General features: G+C 30.8%; 17 protein-coding genes. 16 read left to right on the top strand and 1 reads right to left on the bottom strand.

Going from position 1 to position 20,118, the window contains the following annotated elements; translation table 11 throughout:
* Window positions 1-112: 112 nt before the first annotated feature.
* The 16 genes from G594_RS0111685 (at window position 113) to G594_RS0111610 (ending at window position 19,640) form a co-directional block, all read left to right on the top strand.
* Complete coding sequence (locus G594_RS0111685) at window positions 113-820, top strand: response regulator transcription factor (RefSeq protein ID WP_027098754.1); 708 nt, start codon at window positions 113-115, stop codon at window positions 818-820.
* The gene (locus tag G594_RS0111680; protein WP_027098753.1) at window positions 810-2,309 is read left to right on the top strand and encodes a sensor histidine kinase; all 1,500 of its coding nucleotides are present in this window, start codon (window positions 810-812) and stop codon (window positions 2,307-2,309) included. The genes G594_RS0111685 and G594_RS0111680 overlap by 11 nt, the downstream gene beginning before the upstream one ends.
* 66 nt (window positions 2,310-2,375) lie before the next feature.
* Window positions 2,376-3,317: a glycoside hydrolase family 25 protein gene (locus G594_RS0111675; protein WP_027098752.1), complete on the top strand. Its 942-nt coding sequence runs from the start codon at window positions 2,376-2,378 to the stop codon at window positions 3,315-3,317.
* 189 nt (window positions 3,318-3,506) lie between these two features.
* Entirely contained in the window at window positions 3,507-4,946 is a 1,440-nt protein-coding gene (locus tag G594_RS18850) for a VanW family protein (RefSeq protein WP_051195993.1), read from the top strand.
* A 19-nt stretch (window positions 4,947-4,965) separates the two neighbouring features.
* The gene (locus G594_RS0111665) at window positions 4,966-5,808 is read left to right on the top strand and encodes a Cof-type HAD-IIB family hydrolase (RefSeq protein ID WP_027098751.1); all 843 of its coding nucleotides are present in this window, start codon (window positions 4,966-4,968) and stop codon (window positions 5,806-5,808) included.
* A 61-nt stretch (window positions 5,809-5,869) separates the two neighbouring features.
* The gene (gene splB / locus G594_RS0111660; RefSeq protein ID WP_027098750.1) at window positions 5,870-6,877 is read left to right on the top strand and encodes a spore photoproduct lyase; all 1,008 of its coding nucleotides are present in this window, start codon (window positions 5,870-5,872) and stop codon (window positions 6,875-6,877) included.
* Window positions 6,878-6,984: 107 nt separating this feature from the next.
* The gene (trmL, locus tag G594_RS0111655) at window positions 6,985-7,446 is read left to right on the top strand and encodes a tRNA (uridine(34)/cytosine(34)/5-carboxymethylaminomethyluridine(34)-2'-O)-methyltransferase TrmL (RefSeq protein WP_027098749.1); all 462 of its coding nucleotides are present in this window, start codon (window positions 6,985-6,987) and stop codon (window positions 7,444-7,446) included.
* A 20-nt stretch (window positions 7,447-7,466) separates the two neighbouring features.
* Window positions 7,467-8,315: a DegV family protein gene (locus G594_RS0111650; RefSeq protein ID WP_027098748.1), complete on the top strand. Its 849-nt coding sequence runs from the start codon at window positions 7,467-7,469 to the stop codon at window positions 8,313-8,315.
* Window positions 8,316-8,453: 138 nt separating this feature from the next.
* On the top strand, window positions 8,454-9,836 hold the full coding sequence (rpoN, locus tag G594_RS0111645) for an RNA polymerase factor sigma-54 (protein ID WP_027098747.1): 1,383 nt from the start codon (window positions 8,454-8,456) through the stop codon (window positions 9,834-9,836).
* A 324-nt stretch (window positions 9,837-10,160) separates the two neighbouring features.
* A complete protein-coding gene (locus tag G594_RS0111640) occupies window positions 10,161-11,198 on the top strand; it encodes a sugar-binding transcriptional regulator (protein WP_027098746.1) in 1,038 nt (345 codons plus the stop codon).
* A 63-nt stretch (window positions 11,199-11,261) separates the two neighbouring features.
* Complete coding sequence (gene gap / locus G594_RS0111635; protein ID WP_027098745.1) at window positions 11,262-12,272, top strand: type I glyceraldehyde-3-phosphate dehydrogenase; 1,011 nt, start codon at window positions 11,262-11,264, stop codon at window positions 12,270-12,272.
* Between the two features lie 109 nt (window positions 12,273-12,381).
* Window positions 12,382-13,560: a phosphoglycerate kinase gene (locus G594_RS0111630; RefSeq protein WP_027098744.1), complete on the top strand. Its 1,179-nt coding sequence runs from the start codon at window positions 12,382-12,384 to the stop codon at window positions 13,558-13,560.
* Window positions 13,561-13,793: 233 nt separating this feature from the next.
* Window positions 13,794-14,540, top strand: a complete 747-nt coding sequence (gene tpiA / locus G594_RS0111625) for a triose-phosphate isomerase (protein WP_027098743.1) — start codon at window positions 13,794-13,796, stop codon at window positions 14,538-14,540.
* Window positions 14,541-14,751: 211 nt separating this feature from the next.
* Window positions 14,752-16,287 carry a 2,3-bisphosphoglycerate-independent phosphoglycerate mutase gene (gene gpmI / locus G594_RS0111620; protein WP_027098742.1) on the top strand — a complete coding sequence of 512 codons (1,536 nt, stop codon included), beginning with the start codon at window positions 14,752-14,754 and terminating at the stop codon, window positions 16,285-16,287.
* A 147-nt stretch (window positions 16,288-16,434) separates the two neighbouring features.
* Window positions 16,435-17,100, top strand: a complete 666-nt coding sequence (locus G594_RS0111615; protein ID WP_027098741.1) for an ABC transporter ATP-binding protein — start codon at window positions 16,435-16,437, stop codon at window positions 17,098-17,100.
* An 11-nt stretch (window positions 17,101-17,111) separates the two neighbouring features.
* Window positions 17,112-19,640 carry an ABC transporter permease gene (locus G594_RS0111610; protein WP_027098740.1) on the top strand — a complete coding sequence of 843 codons (2,529 nt, stop codon included), beginning with the start codon at window positions 17,112-17,114 and terminating at the stop codon, window positions 19,638-19,640.
* 99 nt (window positions 19,641-19,739) lie between these two features.
* Here G594_RS0111610 and G594_RS0111605 read toward each other — a convergent pair whose 3' ends face one another.
* Window positions 19,740-20,102 (bottom strand): hypothetical protein, encoded by a 363-nt coding sequence (locus G594_RS0111605; RefSeq protein ID WP_027098739.1) that lies wholly within the window; start codon window positions 20,100-20,102, stop codon window positions 19,740-19,742.
* Window positions 20,103-20,118: the final 16 nt, after the last annotated feature.

The raw sequence follows: 20,118 nt of genomic DNA, 5'->3' as shown, positions 1-20,118 counted from the left end.
AAGAAAATATTAAGAAGTTATCTACTTTTATATTAAGAAGTAAGAAGTAGAATAAAAGCATAAACTCTGATAATATCTATGGTGAAAAAGGAATTTAGAGGAGGAAATTAAAATGGAAAAAATATTGATAGTTGATGATGAGAAAGAAATAAGAGATTTAGTTGAAATATATTTAAAAGGTGAAGGCTATAAGACTGTAAAAGCAGGAGATGGAGAAGAAGCATTATATGCATTGAGAAATGATCCGGAGATAGATTTAATAATTTTAGATGTAATGATGCCAAAGTTAAATGGTATAGAGGCATGTTTGAAGATAAGAGAAGAAAGAGAATTACCAATAATAATGCTTTCTGCTAAGTCAGAAGATATGGATAAAATATTAGGATTAAATATGGGAGCAGATGATTATTTAACAAAACCTTTTAATCCATTAGAGCTAGTAGCTAGAGTAAAATCACAGTTAAGAAGATATTATAGACTTAATCCTAAAGTTAAGGCACAGGTAATTGAGGAAATAAGCAATATTGTAACAATAGAAGATCTAGAAGTTAATTTAGATACACATGAGATATTTATTGATGGTAAAGAAGTAAAGCTTACTCCAACAGAGTTTGATATATTAGTTTTGCTTGCAAAAAACAGGGGCAAGGTGTTCTCTATTTCTAATATTTATGAAAGTGTATGGAACCAAGAATTTATGGAGTCCGATAATACTGTTATGGTCCATATAAGAAAGATAAGAGAAAAAATAGAATCTGATCCAAGGAAGCCTAGATTTATAAAAACCGTATGGGGAGTTGGATATAAAATTGAAAAATAATGATAATTTTATAAAAAGATTAGGAAAAAAGATATATAAATTAAAAATATTTAATCCTTTAAGAAAGTATATAGATATACTTATGATTAAAATAGAAAAATCTATACGATTTGAATTAATGGTTGTTGTGGGGATATGTTTTGCTGTTTCATTTATCTTTTACGGAATGGCCAATAATGTAATGAGAAAGGAACATACTAATTCAAACATAGCATATAACTATCAAGAAATAGAGTATAGTGCTAGAAATTACGTTAACTCAATTAATGGTCAGGAAGGATTAAAATTAGACGATAACAATTACTTTATTAATTTATTTGCACATGAAAGTGGAAAAGCTTATATTACAGACTTAGATGGAAATGTACTTCAAAAGTCTTCTAATGTTGTTGAAGATAAGATTGATATATTCTCCGTACTTTCTAGTGCAAATAGTAGCGAGTATGATGGTTACAGACCAATGGAAAGAAAGGTGATATATCCTCTTAACATATCAGGGCAAAGATGTTATTTTATATATTCAAATACACCATCTGCACATATTGAAGAAGATACATATATTGTGAGCAATTCCTTTTTAGCCTTAATTCTTTCTTGTCTTGTTTTTATAGTTATATTTATTATAGTTACAAATAAGAAGATGAAATATCTAGATGAAATTGCTTCTGGATTAAAAATTATTGCAAATGGAGATTTAAGTCATCATATAGAAGAAAGAGGCAGTGATGAGATAAGAAATCTTGCATCTAATATAAATTATATGGCTGAAGAGGTTAATAGAAAGATTGAAGCAGAAAGAAAGGCGGAAAAGACAAAGGCTGACTTAATTACCAATGTGTCCCATGACTTGAGAACTCCTTTAACATCTATAATGGGGTATATAGGATTAATTAAAGAGGGAAGATATGAGAATGAAGAAACAATGAAAGAGTATCTTGGTATAGCCTTTAATAAAGCTGAAAAGCTTAAGGGGTTAATAGAGGATTTATTTGAGTATACAAAGCTTGATAATGGGGGAATAAAATTAAATAAGAGCAAGGTTAATTTAACAGAGTTTTTATTTCAATTAACAGAAGAATTAACACCATTATTTGAAGAAAGTGGATTAAGTATAATAAAGAGTGCAACAGAAGATAGAATAATGGTTGATTTAGATGCAGACAAAATGTTAAGAGTATTTGAAAATCTATTAACTAACTCAATAAAATATTCTTTTAAGCCTGGAAATATTGTGATTGGAGTTTATGAAAGTAATGGATATGCAACTGTTGCAGTAAGAAATAAGGGTGAGACAATACCAAAAGAAAAACTAGAAAAGTTGTTTGAAAGATTTTATAGAGTTGAGGAATCTAGAAATACTCAAACTGGTGGGACAGGATTAGGTCTTGCCATAGCTAAAAATATTGTAGATTTGCATGAAGGGCAAATTTGGGCCGAGTGTTATGGCGAAGATATTAGTTTCTATGTAAAATTAAAAATATCAGAATAAAAGTAACTTTCTCTCTATATATGGAATAACATGTTAGAGAGAAAGTATTTTTATTTTGGAGGAAATATGCAAAATAAAAGTCCAAATAGTAGATTTGGAATTGATATTAATGAGTATACTCAAGGCGTGAATTTTCAAGTATTAGCAACAAAGATTGACTTTTTATACTTAAGAGCATCAGGGTCTGCTACAGGTAGGTTTAGGGTAGATAGAAAGTTTATAGGATTTGCAAGAGAGGCTAGAAATTATGGTATTCCTGTAGGTGCATATCATTTTGGAGTACCATCATACGATCTGACTGATGCAGATAGACAGTGTGATGACTTTATAGATGTACTTCAACAGGGATTTGGTGCAAAAGATTACGGTGATTTGTTTCCAGTATTGGATGTAGAAACTCCTGTTGAAAATAAACTTCCAACAGCAACTTTAATTGATTGGATAGACAGATTTAGGAAGAGATTTGAAAAGAAAACTAGAAGAAGATTAATGTTATATACAGGTGCATTCTTTATTGATGAATACAATAACTTTTATGTTCCTGGTAGAGGATACCCACTTAAAAATATGTTATTATGGATTGCAATGTATACGAAGATACCTGGAAATCCTCCATATCCTAAGGATCAAGGTGGTTGGAGTAAATGGAGAATATGGCAATTTAGCGAAGATTTAGTTGTAGAAGGTGTAGGAAACCCAGTGGACGCTAATTGGGGACCTGATAATGTGGATCTATTAACTCAACCTAGTATAGTAACTGGATTAAAAGCTATAGAAAGCGGAGGACAAGTAATTGTTTCTTGGAGTAGAGTTCCCGATGTCGATTTATTAGGATATAATATTTTTGCCAATGGAAATTGGCTTGGAACTGTAGATGCAGAAGACACAGAATTTAGAATTGCAAGAAGTAAAATACCTGTTAAGACAGGAACAGCAGTAAAAATTGCAGTCGAAGCTTTTGACTATGATGGAGAAGTTTCAAAGAGAAGAGCCACAGTTACATTATAATAAAAAGCTAAGAAAAGATTATATCAAGAATAGTGATATTCTTGATATAATTTTTTTATTCTTTAGGGAGCACATATTAATAAAAATTTAAGGTGAAATACTAGATTCTTCATCTTATATTTTTATTGCATTTATTATATAATTAATGTGAAAAGTTTTTTATCACTTTATAGGAAAGGAGTTGACATAATGAAGGATAAAAAAGATATTATTAAAGTTTTAAAGTCAAAATATTTTATTATTTCGGGAATTATAGTTTTAATAATTGGTGCTTATTTAGCTTATACAGCATCGTTAAGTAAGCAGGTAAAGGCTTGGGATAACAAAACATATCCGGGAGTGACTGTTAAGGGAGTAGACCTTGGCGGAAAGACAAAAGAAGAGGTGGCACAAATTCTTAATGAAAAGTTTTCATCACAGTTAAGCGAAAAGGCAATTAATATAACTGTTGAGAACAAGAAACTTTCATACAAGTATGGTGACTTAAATGCTAAGTATAATATAGATGAAGTGGCAGAAGAGGCAGTCTTATACGGTAAAGATACAAGTGCATATAATAAAAATAAACTAATAAAGAATAAAAGTAAAGAGACTCATGAAATACAAATGAGCTTAGTTTATGATGAAACACAAATAGGAAATATCGAGAAAGATATAAAGAAAGCTGTAGATATATCACCAGTTAATGCAACAATTTCTAAATCGGGAGATAGTTTTAATATTTCTAGTGATAAAGTTGGGTATACTCTTGATTCAACGGATTTAGATGCAAAGATGAAAGAAGCATTAAATGGAAATTTAGGTGAATCTACTGATTTAACATTTAACTTAAAAGAAGTACAAGCTAAAGTTAAAAAGTCAGATTTAGCTAAGATTAATGGGAAAATGTCAACATTTTCTACTCAATACAAGTCATCTACAGAAGATAGAAGCTATAACATAGAGTTTGTAACATCATTATTAAATGGTACTGTACTTATGCCAGGTGAAGAATTTAGTTATGGTGAACTATCACAAAGAGGTAAAGGTAAGTATAAAATAGGTACTATGTATGTAAATAATAAGGTTGTTCCTGCAGAGGCTGGTGGAGTGTGTCAAGTATCAAGTACATTATATAATGCAGCTATGCAAGCTAATATAAGATCTACTGAGAGAAGGAATCATTCATTACCAGTTGGATATGTAGCTCCAGGTTTAGATGCAACAATGGCTTGGGGAGGAGTAGACTATAAGTTTAAGAACCCATACGATTTCCCAATTTATATTGAAGGATATACACAAAATAAGGTTGTGACTATAAATATATATGGAAGGCCAAGTGCTCTTGATGGGAAAACTTATAAACTAGTCAGCGAAGATTTAGGAACTATACCTCAAACAATTAAGTATAAGGATGATGCAAGTTTACCTAAGGGCACAGAAGTTGTAGAGGTAAAAGGTGCAGCAGGGCGTAAAGCAAGAGCTTATTTAGTTACTTATAAGGATGGAAAACAAATTAATAAGGAACTAATATCTACAGATACTTATGCACCACAACAAACAGTTATTAGAAGGGGGACAGGCCCTGTAGCTGAACCAAATACACCTGAATCAACAGATAAAGAAGCTACAGGAACACCAACAGCATAAATATTTTAGTGAGGATGTTATGAGCTATAAAGTAATATGTATAGACGTAGATGGAACGTTGCTAGGTGAAAGTGGAATAATTCCAGAAGAGAATATTCTAGCAATAGAACAAGCTTACAAAAAAGGTGTACAAGTAGTAATATCTACAGGAAGAATATATAGTAATGCTGTACAAATTGCTAAGAGAATACAGGTGAAATCACCTGTTATAGCTGCAAATGGTGCAGTAGTTAAGGATTGGTATAATGGTAAAACAATATTCCACGCATCATTTACAAGAGGTGAGTATGAAAAGTTATTAGAGCTATTATCAAAATATAAACTAGTAGCACATTTCTACACAATGGATAGGGTAATAGCTTATAGTGCTATTGGGAGTATTGCTGCTTTAGTATATAAGATGAAGAATTATAGTAAAAGTAATAAGATATATGTTGATTCTTATCTTACATTAAAATCCTTAAGAAAAAAGCTTATAGATTTAGAAGGTCATATTGTTAAATGCGTACTATATTCCATAGATAAAGAAAATTTACGTGGATTTAGAAAAGAAATAGAAGATAACTCAGACATGTCCGTATTTGGCGCTGGAAGCTACTCAATAGAGATTGGTCCAAAGGGAGTGTCTAAAGGTAATTCTGTTAAGATATTATCTAATTATTTAAGTATAAATATAGATGATGTTATATGTATTGGAGATAATGAAAATGATATTGAAATGGTAAAGTATGCAGGCTTAGGAGTGGCTATGGGTAATGGAGTTGATAGCCTAAAAGAAGTGGCTGATTACGTTACTGATACCAATATAAACAGTGGCGTTGCAAATGTCATAAATAAATTTATTTTAGCAAAAAATCCATGATGAAATTCATGGATTTTTTTGTTTTATTAATACAATACTATTAATAAAAGAGGTGATAGTATTGTTTATACCTAATAAAGCAGTAATAGAAGAAAAGGCATTAGAATATGAAAAGGGAAGAGAAATATTAGAAAAGTTTAAAAAGTTTAATATAAGTACTACCATAGTAAAAAGTAATAGGTATCCATCCACAAGAAACACAACACCGGCTGAAAAATTTATGGATAGTAAAAGAACTTTAATTGTTGGTGTAAGAAAAAAGATACCATTTCAAAGTTGTAAGCCATCAGCGCACTATCAGTTACCATTAATAAGTGGATGTAGTGGAATGTGTGAATATTGTTATTTAAATACACAACTTGGAAAAAGACCTTATACTAAAATAAATGTAAATATAGAGGAAATATTAAATCAAGCAATGGAGTATGTTGAAGAAAGAAAGCCTGATATAACAATTTTTGAAGGTGCAGCAACCTCAGATCCAATACCAGTTGAATATTATTCAGGAGCTTTAGCAAAAGCTATTGAAGTGTTTGGAGAAAACGAACTTACTAGGTTTAGATTTGTAAGTAAGTTTTCCGATGTTGATTCTCTTCTAAAGCTTAAGCACAATGGACATACAACAATAAGATTTAGTATAAATACGCAAAAGATAATAAGGGAATTTGAGCATGGTACAGATAATATAGATAGAAGATTAGAAGCAGCAAAAAAAGTTAAAGAGGCAGGATATAATTTAGGATTTATTATTGCTCCAGTGTTTATATATCCCAATTGGAAAGAGGAGTATTTGGATTTATTAGATAAAATAAAAAAGGATATAACTACAGATGATCTAATGTTTGAAGTAATATCTCATAGATTTACAGGGAGAGCAAAAGAGAGAATATTAGAAGTGTATCCAAATAGCAAATTACCTATGAATGAAGAGGAAAGGAAATACAAATATGGACAATTTGGTTATGGAAAGTTTGTGTATCCTAAGGAAGAATTAAATGAAATGAAAGAGTTTTTTAAATCTAGCTTAGAAGAAAGATTTGGAGGTAGCAGTATAAATTATATAATATAGTTATATACTTATAATACCTTATATGGATAAAAAGTTTTGACTAAATGTATACCCTGTAGTATCATTTTTATGATAGCATTAAAGTGCTTGAATTGGAGGTCAAAGCAGTGAATTTGAATATAGTTTTATATCAACCTGAGATACCACAAAATACAGGGAATATTGCAAGAACCTGCGTTTTAACAGATTCAAAGTTACATTTGATAAAACCACTTGGATTTGATTTGGATGAAAAACATCTAAGAAGAGCAGGTTTAGATTATTGGAAAGATTTGGATTTAGAGGTTCATGAAAGCTATGAAGCTTTTATTGAAAAGTATGGAGATAGAAAAATATTTTTAGCATCAACTCATGGTGGTGAACATTATGATGAGGTAAAATTCCAAGAAGGCGATTTTATAATGTTTGGTAGAGAATCTTCTGGGGTTCCACAAGAGGTTCATGAAGCACATGAAAATATTAGAATTCCAATGATACAAAGTAGTACTAGAAGTTTAAATCTATCAAATACAGTTGCTATAATTGTATATGAAGCATTAAGGCAAATAGGATTTCCTAATATGAAATAGAATAGAGGGGAATGAGGGAAATGGATAAAATTAAAATAATAACAGATAGTTCAGCAGATTTACCAAAAGAGGTATTCCAAAAGCTTAATATTGATGTCTTACCTCTATTAATTAACTTTGGTGAAGAGAGTCATCTAGATGGTGTAGATATAAATATTGAAGAGTTATTTGAAAAAATAGAAACAAGTGATGTTTTCCCTAACACAGCACAAGTAACGCCACCAAGATTTGCAGAAGCATATGAAAAGTATTTAAAAGAAGGATATAAAATAATATCTATACATTTATCATCATGTATGAGTGGTACATATCAGTCAGCATGTCTTGCAAAGCAAATGTTAGAAAGTGATGATATTTATGTTGTTGATTCTCAAAATGTTACCTCTGGGTTAGGATTGTTAGCTTATAGAGCAGCAATACTTAGAGATAGAGGGTTAAGCGCTGAAGAAATAGTAGCGGATTTAGAAGAATCAAAAGAATTTATTAGTTCTTCTTTATGCTTTGAATCGTTAGATAACTTAGTTAGAGGAGGAAGAATTACTAAGACTGTAAGTGTTGTTACTGGAGTTTTAGGAATAAAGCTAATCCTTGAAGTTAAAGATGGTTTAATGGCTGTTAAAGACAAGGTAAGAGGAAGTAAAAAAGCTGTAAAGAGAATTATAAAGGATATAGAACATTATGGCTTAAAAGAAGATATGCCTATAGTTTTATTAAATGTAAATAATGAGGATGTTTATAAGCCTATAAAAGAATATTTGGATGAACATAATTTAAATTACATTGATGCAGTTGTTGGCTGTACTGTTGGTATACATTCAGGCAATAACGCAACAGGCGTATTCTTTATGTCAAATAAAAAATCTAAATAGAAATAACTAGAGAGTATTTGTATACTCTCTTTTATTTATAAACTTTTTGAAAATGTATACATATACTGTTGATATTTTTAATATAACAATATAAACTAATATAAAAGATATGTACAAGCATATAAGTAGGTGATAAGGATGAAAATGGATTATAGCTATAATCTTACCCAGGAACAAAAGTTAGTATTAACTCATGAAATGCAGTTATCTATTAAAGTGTTACAAATGTCTGCAAATGAGTTGAAAGAGTACATAAATGATGAATTTGCTGAAAATCCTATATTAGAGATACAAGAAAATATAAGTAATTCAGCTGATAGTAAAAATAAAGAATTAGATAAATACGATTATAAAGAAATGATAAAATATCTTGAGTTTGACAATTATGGGGCTCAAAGTTATGGAAGTTATGATGAGGAGGAAATATCGCCTTTTAATTTTATTTCAGAAAAAAAATCATTAAAAGAATACCTTTATGAGCAAATTAATGAGATTGAGGAAAACGATTTAATAATAAGTATAGCAGGTTATATTGTTGAAAGTTTAGACAATAGAGGATATCTTGAAATAAGCATAGAGGAAATAGCAAAGGAAATTAACATTGATAAGGCTTTAGTTGAAGAAGCTTTAGAGGTGGTTCAAGATTTAGAGCCTTACGGAATAGGAGCTAGAAATTTAAAAGAATGTTTAAAGATACAACTTATAAATTTGGGATTAATAGATGATATATTAGAGAAAATAGTAGATGATCATCTAGAAGACATAGCTAATAGTAAGTATGGAAACATAGCTAAGTCATTAAATATTTCTCCTAGAGAGGCTCAAAGATATGGTGATATTATAAGGAAGCTTGAACCGAAACCTTCAAGAGGATTTTTTACAGGAGATGATGTGAAATTTATAATTCCTGATGCTGAAATAAGAAATATTCAAGGTGAGTTTTATATAATTATGAATGATGGAATTCTACCAAAACTATCAGTAAATAATGCTTATAAAGAGGTTTTAAATACTAATACAGATGATGGAACTACTGAATATGTAAAAGAAAAGTTAAATAAAGCCATATCTATAGTAAAAAGTATAGAGCAGAGAAGATCAACTTTATATAAAGTACTTGAAAAGATAGTAGAAAAACAAAAAGATTTTCTATTAAAGGGAGTTAACTCTATAAAACCAATGACTTTAAAAGAGATTTCGGAAGATATAAAAATGCATGAATCAACAGTAAGCAGAGCTATAAAAGATAAATATATATTAACTAGTTTTGGAACAATAAAAATTAAAGATTTATTTGTATCTAAGTTATCTGTTGGAAAAAATGATGAAGATGTTGCTGTTACAATAATAAAGAAAAAAATAAAAAACATGATAGATAAAGAGAATAAAAAGAAACCACTATCAGATCAAGTTATTTGCGATAATTTAAATAGTGAAAAGATAAATATATCTAGAAGGACAGTAGCTAAATATAGAGAGGAATTGGGAATACAATCCTCAAGTAAAAGAAAAAGAATTTAAAAAATAAAGCCTTGGATAAACTAAGGCTTTATTTTTATTAAAAGGATAAAAATATATAATAAGGTTGAATCTTTTACAAAATCCATATTATCCTTCTTATTTATTGTTATCTTAAAAAGTGATGTACTAAATTATAATTTTATAAGATTAACATATACTAAATACTGATTTATGAAAAATAGATTATACAAAATGGAAAGCTTTAATAAATTACAAAAAAACTTTCCAATACCTCTTTAAAAATTCCAATTAGTGATTTATAATAATACATGTGGGACGTAAAAATGGCGAGTGGGACATACTTCGCCCAAAGGAGTGTTAAAGGTGCAGGAAATATTGCGATTACAGAAGAAAATAGTTCCTGAACTTGTAGAAGTACTCGAAAAAAGGTACAATGTACTAAGAACTATTTACTATAATCAGCCAATTGGTAGAAGAATTTTAGCTAATCAGTTGAATTTAGGGGAAAGAATAGTTCGAACCGAGATAAACTTTCTTAAGTCACAGGGATTGATAGAAATAAATACTCCTGGCATGACAGTAACAAGCAGTGGCGAAGAAATTGTTAATAACCTTAAAGATTTTATACATGAGATAAAAGGATTATCTGATATAGAAAATCAGATAAAATCACTTTTACATCTTAGAAAGGTTATAATAGTTCCAGGAGATGTAGAGGAGAATCCTACAATCTTAAAAGACCTTGGTAAAGCATGTGCAGGATATGTAAAAGATATTATCAATGATAATTGCATAATTGCTTTAACCGGAGGAAGTACTATCAAAGAAGTTGTTGAAGCCTTTCCAAGGCAGAATACAGGTTTATCAAATGCATTAGTTGTTCCAGCTAGAGGTGGAATGGGAAGAAAAGTTGAAACCCAAGCCAATACATTAGCAGCATCATTAGCTCAAAAACTAAATGGAACATATAAATTACTTCATATACCAGAAAATCTATCATCAGATATTCTTGATACTTTGTTAAAAGAAAAAGAAATTAAAGATGTTATAGATTCCATACATCAAGCAGACATATTAATGTACGGTGTAGGTAATGCTAAGGAAATGGCAGTGAAGAGAGGTGCATCTGAAGAAGAGATAGAAAGACTTGAAAGCTTAGAAGCAATTGGTGAAGCGTTTGGTTGTTATTTTAATAAAAATTCGGAAGTAGTGTCTCAAACAACTGCTATTGGAATTAATATTAAAGAATCCAGAAAAATTAACACGCATATTGCTGTTGCAGGTGGAAAAAATAAGGTAGAGTCAATTATTTCTACTCAGCGTAATAATACAAATGGAATTTTAGTTACTGATGAAGCAGCTGGAAGAGAGATTCTTGAAAGGTTGAAGCACAGTAATTAGAATATATAAAAAAGTTTATAAAAATTAATTTTTATAAAAACCAAATTTTAGGAGGTAATTTTAATGGCAAATGTTAAAGTAGCGATTAATGGTTTTGGACGTATTGGACGTCTTGCATTCAGACAAATGTTCGGAGCAGAAGGATATGAAGTTGTTGCAATCAACGACTTAACAGATCCTAAGATGTTAGCTCACTTATTAAAATATGACTCATCTCAAGGTAGATATAACGGAACTGTAGAAGTTAAAGAAGATTCTATCGTTGTTAACGGAAAAGAAATCAAAATTTATGCTGAAGCTGATGCTTCAAAACTTCCTTGGGGAGAAATCGGAGTAGACGTAGTTCTTGAATGTACTGGATTCTACGTATCAAAGGCTAAATCTCAAGCACACATCAATGCAGGTGCTAAGAAAGTTGTTATCTCAGCTCCAGCTGGAAATGACCTTCCAACAGTTGTATTCAACGTAAACCAAGATATCTTAACTGCTGAAGATAACATAATCTCAGCTGCATCTTGTACTACAAACTGCTTAGCTCCAATGGCTAATGCATTAAACAACTTCGCACCAATTCAATCTGGTATAATGTCAACAATCCACGCTTACACTGGAGACCAAATGGTACTTGATGGACCACACAGAAAGGGTGACTTCAGAAGAGCTAGAGCTGCAGCTGTTAACATAGTTCCAAACTCAACAGGAGCTGCTAAGGCTATCGGATTAGTTATTCCAGAATTAAACGGAAAATTAATCGGTTCTGCACAAAGAGTTCCAGTTCCAACTGGATCAACTACTATCTTAACTGCAGTAGTTAAAGGAAAGGACGTTACTAAGGAAGCTATAAACGCTGCTATGAAGGCTGCTTCTAACGAATCTTTCGGATACACTGAAGAAGAATTAGTATCTTCAGATATAATCGGAATCACTTATGGTTCATTATTCGATGCAACTCAAACTATGGTTGCTCCAATCGGAGAAGATTTATACCAAGTTCAAGTTGTTGCATGGTATGACAACGAAAACTCATACACTAGCCAAATGGTTAGAACAATCAAATACTTCGCTAGCCTATAAGATTTAGAATTAGCATAAAGTATAAAAAGTAAAATAAGTCTGGTTTTGTAGTATAAGGCTATAAAGCCAGACTATTTTAAAATATAGAATAAATTAAGAGGTGAAAAGAATGAACTTTAACAAGAAGACTATTGAAGATATCGATGTTAAGGGTAAAAAGGTTTTAGTTAGATGTGACTTTAACGTGCCTTTAAAAGATGGTGTAATAACTGATGAAAATAGATTAAATGGAGCACTTCCAACTATTAAGTACTTAATGGAAAATGGAGCTAAAGTAATCCTTTGCTCACACTTAGGAAAAGATGCTTCTAAATCATTAGCTCCAGTAGCTAAGAGATTAAGCGAAATGTTAGGAAAAGAAGTAGTATTCGCTAGAGATGAAGAAGTTGTAGGGGCAAATGCTAAAGCTGCAGTTGCTGCTATGAATGATGGAGATGTTGTATTATTAGAAAATACAAGATGCAGAAAAGAAGAAACTAAGAACGTTGAAGAATTCTCTAAAGAATTAGCTTCTTTAGCTGATATATTCGTTAACGATGCATTTGGTACTGCTCACAGAGCTCACTGTTCAACAGTTGGTGTTACTGAATTCTTAGATACAGCTGTATGTGGATACTTAATTCAAAAGGAATTAAAGTTCTTAGGAGAAGCTGTAAACGCACCAGTTAGACCATTTGTTGCTATTTTAGGTGGATCAAAGGTTTCTGATAAGATTGCTGTTATCAACAACTTATTAGAAAAAGTTGATACAATCATTATTGGTGGAGGAATGGCTTACACATTCTTAAAGGCTCAAGGATATGAAATCGGAACTTCTTTATGTGAAGACGATAGAATGGACTACGCTAAAGAAATGATAGCTAAAGCTGAAGCTAATGGAGTTAAATTCTTATTACCAGTAGATCACAGAATTGCTGATGGATTTAAGGATGTTGAAGCTACAGTAACTGAAGATCAAAACATTCCAGCAGGATTCATGGGATTAGATATTGGACCTAAGACAGAAGCTTTATATGCTGATGCTATTAAAGATGCTAAGACTGTTATCTGGAACGGACCAATGGGAGTATTCGAATTTGAAAACTTCAACAAGGGTACAATTGCAGTAGCTAAGGCTATGGCTGATGCTGATGCAACAACAGTTATTGGTGGAGGAGATTCTGCTGCTGCTGTTAACATTTTAGGTTTTGGAGATAAGATGACTCACATCTCTACAGGTGGTGGAGCTTCATTAGAATTCTTAGAAGGAAAAGTTCTTCCAGGAATAGCTGCTCTAAACGATAAGTAATCATCTAAATCTTTGATTTAGATATGATTACTTACACACAGTGAAAGTAATTAAAACAAAAAAGATAAAAGAGAAAATAAAGATAATAGAAATAAGAAAGATAATAAAGATAAGGATGGAGCTCCTTAAGGGAGCTTCTAAAGAGTACATCATTAGAAAATCCAAAGGATTTTCATTCTTATCCTAATTAACTATATTATCTTTATTATCCAAAATATGATGAGGTGATTTTAATGAGAAAAGCTGTTATAGCTGGTAACTGGAAGATGCATTATACTCCAGATGAAGCAGTTAAAGTTATAGAAGAATTAAAGCCATTAGTAAAGGATGCAACATGTGAAGTTGTTATTTGTGCTCCATTTGTTGATCTTGATGCTGTTATAAAGGCTGCTAAGGGATCAAACATAAAGATTGGTGCTCAAAACATGCACTTTGAAGAAAAAGGTGCTTTCACAGGAGAAGTTGCTCCAGGAATGTTAGAAGCAATGGGAGTTGACTATGTTGTTTTAGGACATAGTGAAAGAAGAGAATACTTCAATGAAACTGATGAAGCTTTAAACAAGAAAGTTAAGGTTGCTTTCGCTCACAACTTAATTCCAATTCTTTGCTGTGGTGAAACACTAGAACAAAGAGAAGGTGGAGTTACAAACGAAGTAGTTGGAGCTCAAATTAAAGCTGATTTAGCTGGATTAGATAAAGAATTAGCAGAAAAAGTTATCATAGCTTATGAACCAATCTGGGCTATTGGAACTGGTAAAACTGCTACTAACGAACAAGCTAACGAAACAATAGCTGCAATCAGAGGAATTGTTGCAGAAATGTTTGGTCAAGAAGTTGCTGACAAGGTAAGAATCCAATATGGTGGATCAGTTAAGCCTAACACAATAAAAGACCAAATGGCTATGTCTGACATAGATGGTGCTTTAGTTGGTGGAGCTAGCTTAGTTGCTACTGATTTTGCTCAAATCGTAAATTACTAATATCAAAAGCTGTTGTACAATGTACAACAGCTTTTTAAATTGAGTGAAGAAATAATTAACTTAATTTATCAGATAAAACAGAAATTTTAAAAATATAAAGGTTTACATAGTTAGGAGTTTTAAATCTTTTGTAGTATAATAATATTGATTAAAAGAAAAATAATACTAATGAAGTATTACGAATAAATTAAATGTAAACTTGGAGGGAATTATGGCAAAGAAACCTGTAATGTTAATGATACTTGACGGATTTGGAATTGCTCCAAAGTCTGAAGGAAATGCTGTAGCATTAGCTAATAAACCAAATTATGATAAGTTAGTAAGTGAATATCCAACTACAGAATTACAAGCAAGTGGAATGGCTGTTGGTCTTCCAGAAGGTCAAATGGGAAATTCAGAAGTTGGTCACTTAAATATTGGTGCTGGTAGAATAGTATACCAAGAGTTAACTAGAATAACTAAGGCTATCCAAGATGGTGATTTCTTTGAAAATGAAGCATTATTAAAGGCTATGAAGAATGCTAAAGAAAATAATACTGCATTACACTTAATGGGATTATTATCAGACGGTGGAGTTCACTCTCACATAGAACACTTAAGAGGTCTTTTAGAGTTTGCTAAGAAAGAAGGACTTCAAAAAGTTTATGTTCATGCATTCATGGACGGAAGAGACGTACCACCATCATCAGGTAAAGATTTTATAATTAAAACAGAAGAAATGATGAAAGAAGTTGGTGTAGGTCAAATTGCTACAGTAAGTGGTAGATACTATGCAATGGATAGAGATAATAGATGGGAAAGAGTTGAACTTGCTTACAATGCTTTAGTATTAGGTAAGGGTGAAACTGCAACTTCTGCTGTTGAAGCTATGGAAAAATCATACCATGACAATAAGACAGATGAGTTCGTATTACCATGTGTAGTTTTAGAAGATGGACATCCAACTGCTACAATTAAGAATGGTGATTCAGTTGTGTTCTTCAACTTTAGACCAGATAGAGCTAGAGAAATAACAAGAGCAATTAACGATAAGGTATTTGATGGATTTAAGAGAGAAACATTAAACTTAACTTTCGTTACTATGACTCAATACGATAAAACTTTAGAAGGCGTTGAAATAGCCTTTAAGCCTCAAACATTAGTTAATACATTAGGAGAATATGTTTCAGGTAAGGGATTACAACAATTAAGAATTGCTGAAACTGAAAAATATGCTCACGTAACATTCTTCTTCAATGGTGGAGTTGAAAAGGAAAATCCGGGAGAAGAAAGAAAGGTTATACCTTCTCCAAAGGTTGCTACTTACGACTTAAAGCCAGAAATGTCTGCTTTTGAAGTAACAGATGAATTAATAGCTAGATTAGATGAAGATAAGTACGACATGATTATACTTAACTATGCTAACCCAGATATGGTTGGTCATACTGGAGTTGTTGACGCTGCTATTAAGGCTGTAGAAGCTGTAGATACTTGTCTTGGAAGAGTAGCTGAAAAGGTACTTGAAAAAGATGGTACATTATTCATAACTGCTGACCATGGAAATGCAGAAACTGAAATAGATTTCTCAACAGGAAATCCATTTACAGCACATACTACAAACCCAGTTCCATTTGTATGGGTATCAAACCATGTTGATGGAAGAAAGCTTAAAGAAGGAAAGCTTGCTGATATAGCTCCTACTATGTTAGGTGTTATGGGAGTTGAAGTACCAGCTGAGATGACAGGAGAAAACTTAATAGTTGAATAATTTTATTAATAATTATGATAGAGACTCGCTCAGGTGAGTCTCTTTTTTGCTAAAATTACAAAATTGTAATTTTTCATTTAATATTATAGTAATATTTAGATTTTATTATATAGGTATAGAATGAAAAGAGAAAGTGAGGAAATAAAAATGGTAGTTATTAAAACAGAGAATTTAAGTAAAGTTTATGGAAAAGACGGAAATAAGGTTGTTGCATTAGATAATGTAAATATAGAAATTGAAAAAGGTGAATTTGTTGCAATTGTTGGAGCAAGTGGTTCAGGTAAGAGTACATTGCTTCATCAAGTTGGAGGAGTAGATAGACCAACAAGTGGAAAAGTAATTATTGATAATGAAGATATATATAAACTTAAAGAAGAAAAGCTAGCTATATTTAGAAGAAGAAAAATAGGATTTGTATTTCAATCATTTAACCTAATACCAGTTTTATCTGTAGAAGAAAATATAAAAATGCCTGCTCTACTTGATCATCAAAAAGTAGATAAAGAATATTTTAAAGATTTAGTTAAGACTTTAGGAATAAGTGATAGATTAAGTCATCTTCCATCTGAGCTTTCAGGTGGCCAACAACAAAGAGTTGCTATAGCAAGAGCTTTAATAAATAAGCCAGCTATTATACTAGCTGATGAACCAACAGGAAATCTTGATAGTGAAACATCAAAGGAAATAATGGAAATGTTAAAGTTATCTGTAAGAAAGTATAATCAAACAGCTATTGTAATTACTCATGATTTAAGCATTGCAGAAAATGCTGATAGAGTAATAAAGATTAAAGATGGAAAAGTAATTGAATAGGGGTGTAAGAAGTGAAAAATTATAGTGAAATATCTAATAGATATATGAAGCAAAATAAAAAGCGTACTTCCCTAACAGTACTTGGAATAATATTAGCTACTGTATTAATATTTGCAGTTGGTACATTTCTTCTAAGCTTTAGAGATTCTATGTTGGTAGAGCAAAGAAGAACTGGTGGAGATTATGAGTTTATATTGAGAAATATAACAAGTGAGCAAGTAGATAAAATTAAAAATAATGCAGAAGTAAAAGATACATCTTTATTACTATCAAGTGATGATGAATATACAATTGAAGGAAAAGATGAAATTTTAACTTTTGAGTATGGTAATAAAGATTACTATGAAAAAATGCAAACATCACCAATCAAAGAAGGTAGAGTACCTACTAAGGAGAATGAAATTCTAATTAATCAATCTGTAAAGTCATTATTAAAAGTTAATGTTGGAGATAAGATTAATTTAAAAGCTAGAAATGGAAGTGAAAAAGTAGTTGAAGTCGTTGGAATAGAGGAAGGGACACTTTATTCGGGTAATAATATATTTTATGTAAAAGACTATTTAAATGATAAAAACTTAAATCAAAATGCTGAGTATAATTTATATTTAAATCTAAAGTCAGGTAAAAATAAGCAAGAGATTATTGCAAAAATAACAGAGCAAAACAATATAAATAAGGAATCTATAAACAATAATTCTAATGTACTATATTTAACAGGTAATGGTGGAAATGAATATGTATCAGGAGCTTTAAGAAATATGGCTATATTTGTAATAGCTACAATAATAGTTTGTACCATAGTTGTTATTTATAATTCATTTAATATTTCAGTAATAGAGAGAATAAGGTATTTTGGAATATTAAAAGCTATAGGGGCAACCCCTAAACAAATAAAAAGAATCATATACAAAGAGGGCTTTTTAATGGGGCTTATAGCTTTACCATTAGGCTGTATAGTAGGATTCTTGGCATTAAAGTATGGTATTAAGATATTTATTGGAGATACTTTAATGTTTATTGAGAGCTTTAAAGTTGGATTTTATCCTGTCATCATTTTAGTTACAGCCATACTAGTTGCTATTACTATATTCTTATCAATTCTAATGCCAGCTAGGAAGGCAAATAAGATATCGGCAGTTGATGCAATAAGGAATAAAAATGAAATAAAGTTAGGTAAGCTTAAGAGAAGAAAGGGAAGGATAGTTGGAAAAATATTTGGTGTTGAAGGTAGTATTGCTTATAAGAATATAAGGAGAACACCATTTAGATTTATTATTACTTGTTTAGCTTTAACAGTATCAATTATTATGTTTAATGTATTCTATGGATTTGTTGATTTTGCTAAACAATCTGTAATGCAACAATTTATGTATTCACCTTTTGATGCTCAGCTTTCTAATGAAGTTACAGATAGTGGATTAAAAGATGAAGATATTAAAGAAATAGAAAGTAAAGACTTTATAAGAAAAGAATATAAATTTTATATTGATTATGCTAATTTAGCTATACCAAAAGATAGTGTGAACCTAGATTATTCCGACAAAGTAGGAAGAAATCCATTTCATGATAGTTTCCCTTCGTCAGATATGGTAGATGCTAGCGGGACACAAATATATGTTGGTGGAAATGATGAACTAAATATTATAGATAGATATATAGTTGATGGCAAAGTAGATTTAGAGAAGCTTAAGAAAAATGGAGTGATTCTTTTAGATGGTTACCAAATACGTAATGAAGATGGAGATATAGAATCAGTACAGGCTACTAAATATAAGGTTGGAGATAAGATCAGAATACCTAAATTAGATAATTACAGTAGAAATGTAGAAAATGCTAGTAGAAATATAGAAGAAGCAATAAAGAATAAGGATTACTATGAATTGGAAGTTGTTGCTATAGCCAATAGAGAACCATTAATGGGAAATACACTTTATAGTGCACCACAATTAATGTTCCATGAAGATTTGTTCAAGACTATGGTTAAGGATTTTAATTATAATGGTATGTTCTTTGACTTTGAGGGAGACGATGAGGCAAGAGAAAAGGCTCTTGAATATTTCAATAATGTAAAAGATGAAAAGGAACTTGTTTATCAAGATTTAGGAGATTTACTAAAAGAAGTAGACAGCATATATGGACAAATTGAATTCTTTGTTTATTGCTTTATTGCAATTGTTACAATAATATCAGTAGTTAATATATTTAATACAATATCAACTAATTTATTGTTAAGAAGAAAAGAGTTTTCTACTTTAAAAGCTATAGGTATGACTGAAAAGCAACTTAAGAAGAGCGTATTGCTTGAAGGTACTCTTTATGGAATATTATCAGCTATAATTGGTGGAGGAGTATCAGCAGTGCTCCTAGGATTATTAGTTAAACTTGGAGCAGGTTTTGCAGAAGTTCAATATAATTTTGATTTTATTGCATTCGCTATTTCAATAATATGTGCAATAGGAGTGACTTATATTGCAACTGTTATTCCAATGAATAAGCTTAAGAAGCTTACTATAGTTGAGGGGATAAGTGAAGAAGAGTAGGTAGGCAAGAAGCAGTGCTTTACTCAGTATAGGTAAGAAGTAATAGAGATAAAGAAAGGAAATTGCTTTTGGTAATTTCCTTTTATTTATCTTTATTATTTATGTTGTTAAATTTGTTCGTCTTCTTTTATAAAGATTTTTAATTTGTACAATTAGAGTTATTCCTATTATCCACCATAAGAATATCAACTGTTTGTATCTACTTGCATGAGAACCTGTAAATTCATCAGCGTGAAGAACTTCATAATCTTTATTAAAGTACCATGTATCTTTATCAGGACCGGGGTTTTCTATATCATATGTATAAAAATTATTTATTCTAAAGTACTTATCTGTTTTTACAATTGAAAAGGTAGTATCATATTTTACTTGTATACCAGCTGTAGTAGCTTTTATATAAGTTAAAGGTATAAAAAGAACTAATAAAATTAAAAGAATTATTAATCTTGTTCTATTTTTCATAGAAAACCTCCTATAC

This window comes from Clostridium paraputrificum AGR2156 (assembly GCF_000424025.1).
In the GTDB taxonomy this organism is placed as follows: Bacteria; Bacillota; Clostridia; order Clostridiales; family Clostridiaceae; genus Clostridium; species Clostridium paraputrificum.
This window is presented reverse-complemented; position numbering and strand designations above follow the sequence as displayed.

Bases quoted from the DNA above. Each gene is read 5' to 3' on its own strand.
- gap (WP_027098745.1), top strand. From the start codon at position 11,262: ATGGCAAATGTTAAAGTAGCGATTAATGGTTTTGGACGTATTGGACGT.
- G594_RS0111685 (WP_027098754.1), top strand. From the start codon at position 113: ATGGAAAAAATATTGATAGTTGATGATGAGAAAGAAATAAGAGATTTA.
- G594_RS0111650 (WP_027098748.1), top strand. From the start codon at position 7,467: ATGGATAAAATTAAAATAATAACAGATAGTTCAGCAGATTTACCAAAA.
- rpoN (WP_027098747.1), top strand. From the start codon at position 8,454: ATGAAAATGGATTATAGCTATAATCTTACCCAGGAACAAAAGTTAGTA.
- G594_RS18850 (WP_051195993.1), top strand. From the start codon at position 3,507: ATGAAGGATAAAAAAGATATTATTAAAGTTTTAAAGTCAAAATATTTT.
- gpmI (WP_027098742.1), top strand. From the start codon at position 14,752: ATGGCAAAGAAACCTGTAATGTTAATGATACTTGACGGATTTGGAATT.
- G594_RS0111630 (WP_027098744.1), top strand. From the start codon at position 12,382: ATGAACTTTAACAAGAAGACTATTGAAGATATCGATGTTAAGGGTAAA.
- G594_RS0111615 (WP_027098741.1), top strand. From the start codon at position 16,435: ATGGTAGTTATTAAAACAGAGAATTTAAGTAAAGTTTATGGAAAAGAC.
- G594_RS0111675 (WP_027098752.1), top strand. From the start codon at position 2,376: ATGCAAAATAAAAGTCCAAATAGTAGATTTGGAATTGATATTAATGAG.
- G594_RS0111605 (WP_027098739.1), bottom strand. From the start codon at position 20,102: ATGAAAAATAGAACAAGATTAATAATTCTTTTAATTTTATTAGTTCTT.
- G594_RS0111665 (WP_027098751.1), top strand. From the start codon at position 4,966: ATGAGCTATAAAGTAATATGTATAGACGTAGATGGAACGTTGCTAGGT.
- tpiA (WP_027098743.1), top strand. From the start codon at position 13,794: ATGAGAAAAGCTGTTATAGCTGGTAACTGGAAGATGCATTATACTCCA.